Origin of the sequence: Marinomonas sp. BSi20584, assembly GCF_002792415.1 — a bacterium.
In the GTDB taxonomy this organism is placed as follows: domain Bacteria; phylum Pseudomonadota; class Gammaproteobacteria; order Pseudomonadales; family Marinomonadaceae; genus Marinomonas; species Marinomonas polaris.
Map to the genome: position 1 here is coordinate 110,099 of NZ_KZ454886.1, position 12,682 is coordinate 122,780.

Annotated in this window: 13 protein-coding genes and 1 riboswitch; of the genes, 10 read left to right on the forward strand and 3 right to left on the reverse strand. The window is 42.2% G+C overall.

The genetic code is table 11. The features are described from left to right. The first annotated feature begins 17 nt into the window (after positions 1–17). A riboswitch (TPP riboswitch) is annotated at positions 18–137 on the forward strand. 79 nt (positions 138–216) lie between these two features. Genes thiB through TY87_RS16405 form a run of 4 tightly spaced genes read left to right on the forward strand, consistent with a single transcriptional unit; the run spans position 217 to position 4,481 of the window. Beyond that, positions 217–1,230 carry a thiamine ABC transporter substrate binding subunit gene (gene thiB / locus TY87_RS16390; protein ID WP_100187892.1) on the forward strand — a complete coding sequence of 338 codons (1,014 nt, stop codon included), beginning with the start codon at positions 217–219 and terminating at the stop codon, positions 1,228–1,230. Next, entirely contained in the window at positions 1,206–2,837 is a 1,632-nt protein-coding gene (thiP, locus tag TY87_RS16395; RefSeq protein ID WP_232617162.1) for a thiamine/thiamine pyrophosphate ABC transporter permease, read from the forward strand. Before thiB ends, thiP begins: the two co-directional genes overlap by 25 nt. Beyond that, positions 2,824–3,561, forward strand: a complete 738-nt coding sequence (locus TY87_RS16400) for a thiamine ABC transporter ATP-binding protein (protein WP_100187903.1) — start codon at positions 2,824–2,826, stop codon at positions 3,559–3,561. Before thiP ends, TY87_RS16400 begins: the two co-directional genes overlap by 14 nt. A 53-nt stretch (positions 3,562–3,614) precedes the next feature. Then, positions 3,615–4,481 carry a DMT family transporter gene (locus TY87_RS16405; RefSeq protein ID WP_100187893.1) on the forward strand — a complete coding sequence of 289 codons (867 nt, stop codon included), beginning with the start codon at positions 3,615–3,617 and terminating at the stop codon, positions 4,479–4,481. Here the strand turns inward: TY87_RS16405 and TY87_RS16410 are convergent. Genes TY87_RS16410 through TY87_RS16420 form a run of 3 tightly spaced genes read right to left on the reverse strand, consistent with a single transcriptional unit; the run spans position 4,478 to position 7,061 of the window. Further along, on the reverse strand, positions 4,478–5,371 hold the full coding sequence (locus TY87_RS16410; protein WP_100187894.1) for a DMT family transporter: 894 nt from the start codon (positions 5,369–5,371) through the stop codon (positions 4,478–4,480). The two genes, TY87_RS16405 and TY87_RS16410, sit on opposite strands and share 4 nt — an antisense overlap. 10 nt (positions 5,372–5,381) lie before the next feature. Beyond that, on the reverse strand, positions 5,382–6,278 hold the full coding sequence (locus TY87_RS16415; protein ID WP_100187895.1) for a DMT family transporter: 897 nt from the start codon (positions 6,276–6,278) through the stop codon (positions 5,382–5,384). Positions 6,279–6,335: 57 nt separating this feature from the next. Continuing rightward, entirely contained in the window at positions 6,336–7,061 is a 726-nt protein-coding gene (locus TY87_RS16420) for a MipA/OmpV family protein (protein WP_232617163.1), read from the reverse strand. A gap of 267 nt (positions 7,062–7,328) precedes the next feature. Here TY87_RS16420 and rpsF point away from each other — a divergent pair, with 267 nt between their 5' ends. The 6 genes from rpsF to TY87_RS16450 all read left to right on the forward strand — a co-directional run bounded on the left by rpsF (position 7,329) and on the right by TY87_RS16450 (position 12,510). Further along, positions 7,329–7,733 carry a 30S ribosomal protein S6 gene (gene rpsF, locus TY87_RS16425; RefSeq protein ID WP_012071135.1) on the forward strand — a complete coding sequence of 135 codons (405 nt, stop codon included), beginning with the start codon at positions 7,329–7,331 and terminating at the stop codon, positions 7,731–7,733. 23 nt (positions 7,734–7,756) lie between these two features. Beyond that, entirely contained in the window at positions 7,757–7,987 is a 231-nt protein-coding gene (gene rpsR, locus TY87_RS16430; protein ID WP_012071134.1) for a 30S ribosomal protein S18, read from the forward strand. A 21-nt stretch (positions 7,988–8,008) separates the two neighbouring features. After that, a complete protein-coding gene (locus TY87_RS16435; RefSeq protein WP_100187897.1) occupies positions 8,009–8,869 on the forward strand; it encodes a hypothetical protein in 861 nt (286 codons plus the stop codon). A gap of 22 nt (positions 8,870–8,891) precedes the next feature. Further along, positions 8,892–9,335, forward strand: a complete 444-nt coding sequence (rplI, locus tag TY87_RS16440) for a 50S ribosomal protein L9 (RefSeq protein WP_012071132.1) — start codon at positions 8,892–8,894, stop codon at positions 9,333–9,335. A gap of 142 nt (positions 9,336–9,477) precedes the next feature. Next, positions 9,478–10,854, forward strand: coding sequence for a replicative DNA helicase (dnaB, locus tag TY87_RS16445; RefSeq protein ID WP_072841055.1), 1,377 nt, complete (start codon positions 9,478–9,480; stop codon positions 10,852–10,854). A gap of 93 nt (positions 10,855–10,947) precedes the next feature. Next, on the forward strand, positions 10,948–12,510 hold the full coding sequence (locus TY87_RS16450) for a methyl-accepting chemotaxis protein (RefSeq protein ID WP_072841054.1): 1,563 nt from the start codon (positions 10,948–10,950) through the stop codon (positions 12,508–12,510). Positions 12,511–12,682: the final 172 nt, after the last annotated feature.

Sequence of the window (12,682 nt, forward strand, 5' to 3'; positions counted from 1 at the left end):
TCTTTACAATAAACGCTCATTATCTCATGGGGTGCTTTAGCATTTAGTAAATGTTAGAGCTGAGAAGCAGATTGTCTGCTAACCCACCGAACCTGATCCAGATCATGCTGGCGTAGGAATCGAGATAGCAAGTTGAACTGCCGACATATATAGTAGCTCAAAAATCATCCTTGCCATTTCCCCTGTACGCCGCTCACTTATTTTAGGAGCGACACTTTGAAACCATTTTTGTTAACCACTCTTTTTTCTGCGGCTGTTGTTAGTCTTGGCGTAGCTTTTTCGCCTGTAACATTAGCCAAAGATACTCTGAATATCTATACCTATGATGCGTTTGCATCCGATTGGGGGCCGGGTCCGAAGATAAAAGCTAATTTCGAAAAAGAATGTGCCTGTGAAGTGAATTTTGTCGCATTGGACTCTTCGGTTGGTATTTTGTCCCGCGCGCAACTAGAAGGGAAGTCGTCACAAGCTGATGTACTTTTGGGGTTAGACCTAAATCTAATGGAAGCCGCAAAACAGACAGGTCTATTGGCGAACCATGCTGTTGATACTTCAGCTATCACTATTGCTGGTGGCTGGTCGGATAAAACCTTCGTGCCATTTGATCAAGGTCACTTTGCTTTTATTTACAATTCTGAAACGCTTAAAAGTCCGCCAACTAGTTTGGAAGAAGTGGTGGATAATCAAAACCTGCGTGTTATTTATCAGGATCCAAGAACGAGCACGCCAGGGCTTGGTCTGTTGTTATGGGTGAAATCTGTTTATGGCGATAATGCTGCTGAAGCATGGGAGCGTTTGGCTTCTCATACCGTGACAGTAACGAAAAGTTGGTCTGACGCCTATGGTTTATTTTTGAAAGGCGAAGCGGATGTTGTGTTGAGTTACACCACATCTCCTGCTTATCACATTGTTGCGGAAGGGGATAATAAGTATATGGCTGCTGCAGCCAGTGAAGGTCTTTATCCACAAATCGAAGTGGCAGCGATGATGAAAGGTGCGCCTCATCCTGCCTTGGCGAAGCAGTTTATGCAGTTTATTTTGCAGTCAGGTTTCCAATCGACAGTTGCAACGGGCAATTGGATGTTACCCGTGGTTAAGCTAGATGAAAAATTACCAGCGGCTTTTGACAGTGCTTTAAAACCGGTAAAGAGTTTGGTTCTGCCGGCAAAAGACGTGGCGCAACATCGTAAAGCTTGGATTGATGAGTGGTTAAATGCCACGACTCGATAATCGACGTTAAGTTGTTTTTCTTTCGAACCGTCAAAGGGTTATTGCCGGCGCTATTTGGTGTTGGTTTTTTCCTGCTAATGGGAGCTGCCAGTTTGGCGGCTCTTTTGCGTTATAGCGAATTACACTCTTGGCTTGGCTATATGCAGCAGCCTTATCTTTGGCGGGTTGTACGTTTTTCCTTATGGCAAGCGCTGCTAAGCAGTAGTATTAGCTTACTTATTGCTATTCCTGTTGCTTCTTGTCTTATTCATCGCCAGTTTTATGGCCGATCTGCTTTACTGCAATTGTTTTCAGTTTCCATGGTGGTGCCAACCATTGTGGCGATTTTAGGCTTGGTGGTTGTCTATGGTCGTACCGGGTGGCTGAATCAGTTGTTTGGGGTGCAAGTTCCCTTGTATGGTTTGGTGGGTATCTTGCTTGCCCATGTATTTTTTAATATGCCGTTGGCCGTACGCCTTTTGTTGCAAGGTTATGACTTAATTCCATCAGGGCAGTGGCGTCAGGCTTCGCAGTTAGGTTTTTCTCGTTGGGCGGCCTTTCGTTGGATTGAATGGCACTACATGAAAAAGGTTCTACCTGGAGCCTTTGTACTAATTTTCATGTTGTGCTTCTCTAGCTTTGCTGTGGTGTTAAGCTTAGGTGGCGGTCCAAAATATAGCACCTTGGAAGTGGCCATTTATCAGGCGCTTAGATTTGATTTTGACCTCAACAAAGCCAGTTTTTTAGCTTTGCTTCAGGTGTCCATATGCACTTTATTTGCGGTTGTTGTTTATCGGATCGCACCGATTAACCGTCAAGATGTGAGTTTATTGGCGGTAAAGAATTATTCACTTAAAGATTCTTTTTGGGCTAAGTCGGCAGATTTTTTGGCCTTACTCTGTGCGTTTGTATTGGTCATTCCACCTTTTTTAGCGATTTTTGATCCGATTATCTCGCCTATTTTTTTGAAGACATTACAGTCTGTTGCTTTGTGGAATGCTGTGCTTGTTTCATTGCAAATTGCTATTCCAGCGGCTCTGGTAAGTTTGCTGCTTGGTGTCTGTTTTGGTGTGCTGGCGCGGTTTTGTATGGCGCGTCAGTATTTTGCTTTTTTTCCGAATAAAATCGAGCATCTAGGGAATATGATTTTAATGGTGCCGGGTTTGGTGATTGCCACTGGCTTGTTTTTGACACTGCGTGATTTTGGCTGGGGGCTGCAATCGAGTTATTGGATTGTGGTATGGGTCAACGCGGTCATGGCGCTGCCTTTCGTGCTGCGAGCTTTGATGCCAGTTATGTATCAACAAGAGCGGCGTTTTCGAAATGTATACTTGAGTTTGGGGATTCGCTCTTGGTCTAGATGGCGTCTGGAATGGCCTTTAATGAGAGCCAGTATCGGGCAAGCATTTGGTTATGCGCTGTTATTGTCTTTGGGTGACATGGGAGTGATTGCGTTATTTGGAAGTCAGAGTTTGGTGTCTCTGCCTTTATATCTGTTTCAATTGATTGGCTCTTATCGGTTGGAAGAGGGGGCTTGTGTTGCTGTGGTATTAATTTCTCTATGCTTGATCTTGTTTTATTGTTCGTCTCGCTTTATTGGTGGAGTAACAGCACGTGTTAAAAATTAACCTTCAATATGATTGGGAGAATTTTCATGCCAATTATTGTGTGGAGATTTCCCCTGGTGTCACCACTTTACTTGGTGGTAGTGGCGAAGGAAAAAGTACGCTATTGCATTTATTGGGTGGCTTTTTAGACGGCCGTGGAGAGCTTTTTTTCAACGAAGAATCACTGCTTTCTTTACCCCCTTACGAAAGGCCAATATCGACCTTATTTCAAAGTGATAATTTATTTCCGCAATTAACCGTCTGGCAAAATGTCGCCATTGGTTTGTCTCCTTCTCTCTCTTTAAGCGGTGAGCAAAAAACAAGAATTCAGTGGGCGCTTGAAAAAACACAGCTTGTTGATAAAAAAGACCGCTATCCACAGGCTTTGTCTGGCGGGCAAGCCCAGAGGGTCGCTATTGCACGGGCATTGGTACGAAAAAAACCTATCCTGTTACTCGATGAACCTTTTAGTGCTTTGGATCCTGCATTACGTGAAGAAATGCTCTACTTGGTCAATGATGTAACGCTAGAATTGGGATTAACCACCTTGTTGGTATCGCATTTGCCGCAAGAAGCGAGTTTGGTCGGCGGACGAGTTATCTTGATTGAGCAAGGTCGTGTTACAGCTTATGAACCCGTATCTGTTTTATCTCAAATCGAGCCTCATCCGCTTTTTTCTCGTTACCTTGGAATGCCTAGTTCTGGATTGCCGAGCGCTGAAGGAGCTAATAGCTCGACAATCTAGCTTGATTGAGTTAAACAGTCTTCCTGTTTCACTTACATAGAAAGAGCGATTTAGTGTTAGATGATAACGAGTTATTAAAGAAAGGCATTGTGATGACAATCGCTTATGCGTTTGTTATGTCGCTTACTGCATTGGCTGCCAAACAGGCTCAAACCATGATCGCGGTATCAACCCTGGTTTTTTGGCAGAGTTTATTTTGTGCCTTAATACTTCTACCCCAAATGCGCGGACGCTGGCAAAAACGATCGCTTTCTGTGTGGAAAATTCACTTTTTGCGCAGTTTTGGTGGCTTCATTGGTTTTCTTTTTTATTATTGGTCGTTGAATCATATTCCTTTGGTGGAAGCTTCTTTACTTCGAACCTGCGCGCCATTGTGTGTTCCTTTTGTGGTGCTAATACTGCATAAAATCAGAATTCCAAAGGCGCGTTGGTTACCGCTTATAATCGGTTTTATTGGTGTGGCATTTGTTATTCAGCCTACGCCGGACCACTTAAATCCTTGGCATATTGTTGGGTTTATTTCCGCGATAGGCTTGGCCTTGTCTATGGTGACGACGCGAATGCTATCCCAGCAAGTATCTGGGCAAGAAACCTTGTTTGTGTATTTTTTCGTGTCGACAATATTGTCTCTACCATTGATGTTAGTGCAGGGTGATTCTTTGGTTTTACCTATTGCTGTATGGCCTCTGGTGGCTGCGGTCACCATCACTTTGTATGTAGGTATGTACCTTTATAATTTGGCTTATACCTATGCGCCAGCAAGTGTTGTTTCTCCCGTTAGTTATGTTGGTGTGGTGTTTAGTGGGTTTTGGGGATGGGTTGTCTGGGGCCATGTCCCTGACATTTACGCCATTCTTGGAATGTTGTTTATTTTTTCAAGCATTTTGATTAGTACCCGAATGGCGCGAAATAGAGGCTAGGCCGTTCGCAGCTTTTTTTTGTTTAGTATTGTCGCCACAAATATTCCTGAAAAAATTAATGTTATACCGACGTAATGGAAACTAAGCAGTTGTTCGCCTAGGAATATCACTGATAAGCCGATACTGAATACTGGGAGGAGGTGGATAAAGTGTCCTGCGGTTGCCGCACCGAGTTTCTGTACGCCAGTGTTCCAGCATAAAAAAGCCCCAATTGAAGCAAATAGCCCCATATAAATGATGGCGCCCCAGTTACTTACTGTGAAGTCAGTTAGTTGACTATGTCCAAATAGGAAGAATAGTGGAGCCTGAAACAAGGTTCCTATAATTGCTGTGCAGGCAAAGAAACCAATCAAAGACATTTCTTTCGGGCGTTTTGCAATGAGTACCGAATAAATAGCCCAGCTAATAGCCGCGGTAATAATCCATAAGTCGCCTTGTGAGAAACTTAAGTGTAAAAAGGTTTCTAAACTGCCGCGGCTAACGATGGTAATTGCACCAAGGGTGGAAATAAGTATGCCAGTATTCTGTAACCAAGATGTTTTATTTCCCAAAAGTAGACGAGCTGTAATTAGTATCATCACCGGCATGATGGAATTGAGTAGTACTGCATTGGTGACTGTTGTGGTACCGAGCCCTATGTAAAGGAAAAGATTGTAATTGCAAATGCCAAGCCAGCCAAAAAGAACAAGCAAAGGCCAGTTTTTTGCGATAATGCTTCGTTCTCGCCAAAGCTTCTTATAAGCAAAAGGCAAAATGATTAGGCAGGCAAGGCTCCAGCGTAAGAAAGATATTGAAAACGGGTCTATTCCATTGGAAACGGTTAATCGTCCTAAAATGTAATTGCCTGACCAGAAAAAAATAGGCAGTAATAGGTAGATGAATGCTGGCATTTTTTTGTCCTTATTGTTTTTTTCTTTTTGCCCAGTTTTGAATAAATAGGCCAACTAGAATACAAGCTAAGCCAATGAGTGTGGAACGTAAGATAGGTTCACCTGCGAATTGTGAAAGCCAGATAATTGATAGCAATGGGGATAGAAATATTAAGTTCGCTACTTGGCTGGCATTAGTTGTTAGTTTTAATGCTCTATTCCACAATACAAAACTTAGTCCCATTTCAAATAAACCAATATAAATTGCGCCCCATAATCCATCATTATTCCAGTGGTTTAGTTCACCTGTTACGCCTGCAAATATCGTGATTAAGGGGAGTGCAAAGGCAAAATTAAGCGTTAGGCCGATTAAACTGGGGCGTTTGTCTTTTGTGTTCAATAACCAATAAAGAGCCCAGATAATAGTACTTAGAAGTGCGAAGGCAACACCTGTGACGTTTGAAAACTCTAGTGACGCTATCTGGCCGCGAGTAGATATATAAAGTACGCCAAAATAGCACGCCGCAGCTGCGATATAGTCCGCGCTTTTGAGGCGTTGTTTGAGTATTGGGACGGCCATAAAGCTAAGCATAATGGCCCAAGTATAATTTATCGCTTGTGCCTCTTGTGCTGGAAGCATGTTGTAAGCTTGAAGTAATATTAGGTAATAAAGAAAGGGGTTGATTGCGCCAAAAAATAAAGATGATTTCCATGATTGCTTGGCGAAGCTAATTAATTGCTTTGTTTCACCCTTTAATGTAATCAGGGTTGTTAAAAAAATCAATGAGACGATGTTCGCAACAAGCAATAACTGTGTTGGCGAGAAGTACTTGAGTGATATAGAAAACGCAGTGGCAACGGTCGACCAAAGTAACACAGCCCCAAGGCCAAACAGCATGGCTTGGGTGTTGTTGGAAAATTTACTCATGACTTATTATTCCGAAAACTCAGATTTACCTGTGAGGCGATATTTATGTTGTATCTATCAAAATGAAAAGATAATACCAGCTAGAATAGATGTGATCGTATTGTCCTCTACCATAGGGCTTTTTAAAATTTCACTATCGAATTTAGTGTGATTGATGCCTAACATCAGATTTACACTTGTTGAAAGTGGATAAATGCCTCTTACCCCATATCTGATTTGAGAAACGGCACCTGAATCGTATGCAGCGATAGCACCACCAGTATTTACTGATTCGCTTTGAGAGACGCCAAATAAGTGGTTGCTCATTTTACTGTCCATGTAGCGATATGATATAGAAGGGATGACCTTCCATGCCCCGACAGGAAGTGGATATCCTAAGGCGATTTGTGCATAGTAGCCATCATGTTCACCGCTAATATCTTGAGCAAATTTTGTTGAAATCGGCCCCACTCGATAACTGGCAAAAGCCATGATGCTGTCATCTCTATCATCTAGTTGTTGGATGTTTATATTATCTGAGTCGTCAGGGTCAAAGTTCGAACTTTCGTAAGAAAAGCCGATAGCAAAGTTTTGTGGTGCTTGTTTGGGTAAAAAACGATAACCAATTTCAGGTAATTGAAGGAAAAAGTGTTCACCTTCATAACTTATGTTGGGAAGGAATTTAGATTGAGTATCTGTCTCTTTGTACACGGATTCTGATACAGCACCAATTACGCCTAAGCTACCATCAGCTTGAGCAATAATAGGTGTGGATAGCAATAATGCTAAAAATGTTTTTTTCATGATGTCCATATCCGTGGGTTAGAGTGAATTATGAAGAATCTAATTCTATTGTCTTTAATTGAGGCTGTAAAATAACCAAACTAAAATAGGTTTTATTTTTACTGTTTTAGACTAAGAAGGGTGGTGCGAGTATTACTTTGGTTGATTTCGTTTACTTATTGTTCACTAGTGCTATATAATGCGCGTCCCTGTAAATCAATACTCCTTGTCTCACAGCTTTTTTAACAGGGGGAGCGTGGAGACTAAGAACCCATAAGGAGAGCTTAAATGCGTCATTATGAAATCGTCTTTCTGGTTCACCCAGATCAAAGCGAGCAAGTACCAGCAATGGTCGAGCGTTACACTAACCTAATCACTGAAGATGGTGGTCAAGTTCACCGTCTTGAAGATTGGGGTCGTCGTCAACTAGCTTACCCAATTAACAAAATTCACAAAGCACACTATGTTCTTATGAACATTGAGTGTTCTGACAGTGTTTTGTCTGAACTAAACGACACTTTCCGCTACAACGATGCCATCATCCGTAACTTGGTGATTCGTCGTAAAGAAGCGGTAACTGACGTATCTCCTATTAAAGCTTCTGAAGGTCGTGAAGATCGTCGTTCTGCTCCTCAACGTGAAGAGCGTAACCACGACAATTCTGACGAAGTATCTGAAGAATCTGAAGATTAATCTATTTTTATTAGGAGACACTCATGGCTCGTTTTTTCCGTCGTCGTAAGTTCTGCCGTTTTACAGCAGAAGGCGTTAAAGAGATCGATTACAAAGATCTAGACACACTGAAAGGTTATATCACTGAAACTGGTAAAATCGTTCCTAGCCGTATTACTGGCACTAAGGCTCGTTACCAGCGTCAGCTAGCGACTGCAATCAAACGCGCTCGCTACATTGCTATTCTTCCTTACACTGACAGCCACTTTAATTAATAGGCTGAAAGAAGCGCTACTATGGGTGGTTTAGCTAAATGGGTAATGAAAAAACGCTTGAATGCCATTATTGGTGTGATGGTGTTTGGTCTAATTCCTATGATGTTTTGGCTGGCGGCTGCAATCTTAGGATTGGTGGTGCTTCGTAAAGGTGTAAAAGAAGGAATACCTGTATTAGCTTGGGGTTGTCTACCAGCACTTGTGTTGTGGATGTTCCAAGGAGATGCTACGGCGCTCATGGTATTAGTTGATGTGATGTTGTTGAGCTATTTGCTTAGATCAACAATGTCATGGAGTTGGGTGCTACTAGTCGGCAGCTTTTTGGCGGTTATTAGTACTCTGCTTCAGCCTCTTTTGATGGCAGATATTTTGAATTTGGCGGTAACGTTGGTTCAGAGTGTTTTGACGAAAGAAGGTGTTGAAGTTCCTGATAGAAATTTAATTTTTAACCAGGCAGTGATGGCTATATCCATCTTCCAAGTGGTTATTGCTATTATTTCTTTGTTTTTGGCAAGAAAATGGCAAGCAGGGCTCTATAATCCAGGCGGATTACGTACTGAATTTCATCAGTTAAGATTGCCAGTAGTGTTTAGTTTGGTATTGGGAGGAATGATTCTAATAGGTGAAAGCTTAGGTGGATCCTTTAGTATTTTATCCCAAGCCGCTGTGCCTGCTTTGGTGTTGCCGGGGCTCGCTCTAGTGCATGGTGTTTTAGCAAAAAAAGAAATTGGGATTGTTGGACTGATCGCATTTTATCTTGTAGGTTTTTTTGTACTGAATGTGTACTTTGCAAATATTCTTGTCGCACTTTGTGTGATTGATAGCTTTGTAGATATTCGTTCTAGAATACAAGGTAAGGCGTCCAACTCAAGTGATAGCTAATGATTAATTAGAGGTGATCGAGATGGAAGTTATTCTACTCGACAAAGTAAACAAGCTAGGCGGTATTGGTGACGTTGCAGTTGTTAAACCAGGCTATGCTCGTAACTTTTTGATTCCGAACAAAAAAGCTGTAATGGCTACTAAAGCTAATTTGGCTAGCTTTGAAGAGCGCCGTGTTGAATTAGAAGCGCAAGCTGCAGAGCGTAAAGCTGCTGCTGAAGCTCGTGCTCTAACATTAGAAGGCAAAACTTTCACTATCGCTGCAAATGCTGGTGATGAAGGTAAGCTTTTTGGTTCTATCGGTACTCGTGACATCGCTGATGCTATTTCTACGCAAGTAGCAGTAGAGAAAGCTGAAATCCGTCTTCCAGAAGGCGCGATTCGTCACACAGGTTCTTTCGAAGTAGACGTTCAACTTCATTCTGAAGTTATTGTAACGGTTACTTTAGAAGTAATCGCTGAGTAATTTGCTTCGGTAAATTACTTAAGAAAGATGCGAATCTTTCTTAAATAAGAGAAGGGTATCTTGCTTTGCAAGATGCCCTTTTTTTGTTGGCGTGATAAGCTAATCTTTCTGTATTTTTTCTGTATTTGTATGGGTATTTTGCGTGCAACTAAATGATTCTGAAGTCGCTTCTATTAAATTACCACCGTATTCCATTGAGGCTGAGCGTTCAGTTGTTGGCGGATTGATGTTGGATCCCCAAGCTTGGGAGAAAGTCTCCGAGCTTGTTATTGCTGATGATTTTTATCGTCCAGAGCATAAGGCAATTTTTACCGTTATTGCTCGTCTAGCTGACGAATCAGAACCTATTGATGTGGTTACCATTGGTGAGCGATTAGATAAGCGTGGCGATCTAGAATCTATTGGTGGTATGGCATATTTAATTGAGGTTGCAGAAGCCACGCCCAGTGCCTCCAACATCGCTTCCTATGCTGATATCGTTCGTGAACGTTCTATTTTGCGCCGTCTTATTTCTACAACAAACGATATATCTGCGCGAGCTTTTCACCCAGAAGGTATGACTGCTGCTGAAGTATTGGATGAAGCTGAGCGAAAAATATTTCAAATAGCTGAGGGTGGAGAGAAAAAAGGCGGTCCGCGAATTGCCGCAGATATTTTAAGTGCCACCGTCGATAAAATTGATGAGCTGTACCATCAAGAAGGTGCCATTACAGGTTTAAGTACGGGCTTTACTGATTTAGATGCTATGACGGCAGGGTTGCAGAAGTCGGATTTAATTATTGTGGCAGGGCGACCTTCCATGGGTAAAACGACGTTTGCGATGAACTTGGTAGAAAATGCCGCCATGATTAGTGATAAGCCCGTTATTGTATTCAGTTTGGAGATGCCTGCTGAATCACTCATGATGCGTATGTTGTCTTCCCTTGGTCGAATCGATCAGACTCGAATGCGTTCTGGGCAACTGGTTCAGGAAGACTGGGATAAGTTAATGTCTGCGGTAAAAATGCTAAAAGATCGCAAGCTCTTTATTGATGATACTGGTGGTATTAGCCCAACAGAAATGCGCTCACGTGTGCGACGTATTGCTCGTGAACACGGTGGTGTTGCAATGATCATGGTCGATTACCTTCAGTTGATGCAAATTCCAGGTTTCACTGAAGGTCGTACCAATGAGATCTCTGAAATCTCTCGTTCTCTTAAGGCTATAGCCAAAGAAATGGAATGCCCTATGGTGGCGCTTTCTCAGCTCAACCGTAGTTTGGAGAATCGACCCAATAAGCGCCCAGTTAACTCTGATTTGCGTGAATCTGGGGCAATTGAGCAGGATGCCGATGTTATTTCCTTTGTATATCGAGATGAGGTTTATCACGAAGATACACCGCATAAAGGTATTGCTGAAATTATTATCGGTAAGCAGCGTAATGGTCCAATTGGTACATGCCGATTGGCATTTGTGGGTAAATATACTCGCTTTGAAGATTTAGCGCCGGATGCTTACCGAGACTTTGATGATGAATAAGTCAATGTGATATATTTTTAGGGTATATTTACAAATAGTAACAATCCAGCATACGTGATAAAAATAACTAATATAAAAAATCGAGAGTTGTTTATGCGAAAAATGCCAGTAACAAATAAAGAAAATGATTTTCCCGAAAGCTACGTGTTAGTTTCCAGTACAGATGTGAAGGGACGCATTACGTTTGTGAATGATGTTTTCTGTGAGATAGCAGGTTATAAGCGTGAAGCTCTGATTGGCTCGCCACATAATATTATCCGTCACCCTGATGTGCCAGCAGCGGTTTTTGCTGATATGTGGGCCAATTTGAAACAGGGTAAGAGTTGGATGGGGTTGGTAAAAAACCGCTGTGAAAATGGAGATCATTACTGGGTAAGTGCTCATGTAAGTCCGCTATTAGATGGCAGTAAAGTGATTGGTTATGAATCTGTTCGCCGCAAAGCAACGCGAGATGAAATTCAACATGCTCAGTCTATTTATGATCGTATTAATGCGGGAAAAGGTTTGTTACCAATAACGACCAAGGTATCTGCGCATTTAAGCAATGCTTCTTGGCCTTTAATGTCCAGTTTTATTTTATTGGCCATTATTGGTTTATTGTCTAACGTATTAGCTTTGCAAGTTGCTGGGCCTATTTTGGCTTTGTTCGGGATGTGGTTAACCTATTTCCAGGCTCAGTCTTTGCACTCGGTTGTCTCTGGCTTATCGTCCGAGTCGCATAACCCAATAGGTCAGTATTTATACTGTAAAACGGTTGGAACCAAAGCCGCGATCAAGTTTGCAAAAATTCATCAAGAAGCGGCTGGTAATACTTTTCGCTATCGCCTAAAAGAAGGTGCTCAACAGCTTCGTCAAAGAGCATCGGATGCGAAAGCCAGTGTGACAACGAATTTGGTCAATTTCAATAAGCAACGAAATACCTTTCAGGAAGTGGTTGCGGCGAGTTCTCAACTCTTGTCTAGTGTGACTGATGTCGCAGAGCATGTTCATGTGGCGGTTGAGGCAACTGAGTCTGTCGGTGGATTATCTCGTGAGAGTCGTTTGTTGGCTCAGCAAACGGGTGAGACTATGCGTCAGGTTTATCAAGACATTTCGGATGCTAAAAAAGTTGTCGCGATATTAGCTGAACGCAGTGATAGCATTAACGAAGTGGTTAATTCTATTAGTGGTATTGCTGAGCAAACAAATCTGTTGGCGTTGAATGCGGCCATTGAGTCTGCTCGTGCGGGTGAAGCTGGGCGTGGTTTTGCGGTGGTTGCGGATGAGGTTCGAGCATTGGCAATTCGCACTCAGAATGCCACACAAAGTATTCATAGCATGACGGAAGAGCTGAAGAAAAACACTTTAGATGTAACTAATACTATTGATAAAGGCACTGCGGTTGCACAAGAAGGTGTTGATAGCGTTAATAAAGTGGCTCAGAAAATGGGTGATATAGAAGCGGCTATAAAACGTGTTGTAGAGATGACGGCACAGATCAATGTATCCTCTGAAGAGCAAGCTAGTGTAGCTAGAGATCTTAATGAAAAGATGCAAGATGTCGACGCATTAAGTATTAACAGTATTGAGCGCGCGGAAAATATAGTCGTCAATATTAGTCATATTGAAGAAGAAGCTTATGAGCAAGGGAACCTTGCTGAGCGCATGAAACAGTAATGCATTAATAAAATGATTTTTTAGGTCGCGCGTTAGTGCGTCAAGTTTGTTGTAGGTCGTGCTTTAGCGCGTCAAGGGTTTTGGTTTGGTTTAACTAGGCTTTTGATGGCCTGAAGTCTGACCTACATGTGGTTGGTTTTCTGTAGATACCATCTCTCCTAATCAGCCTCAA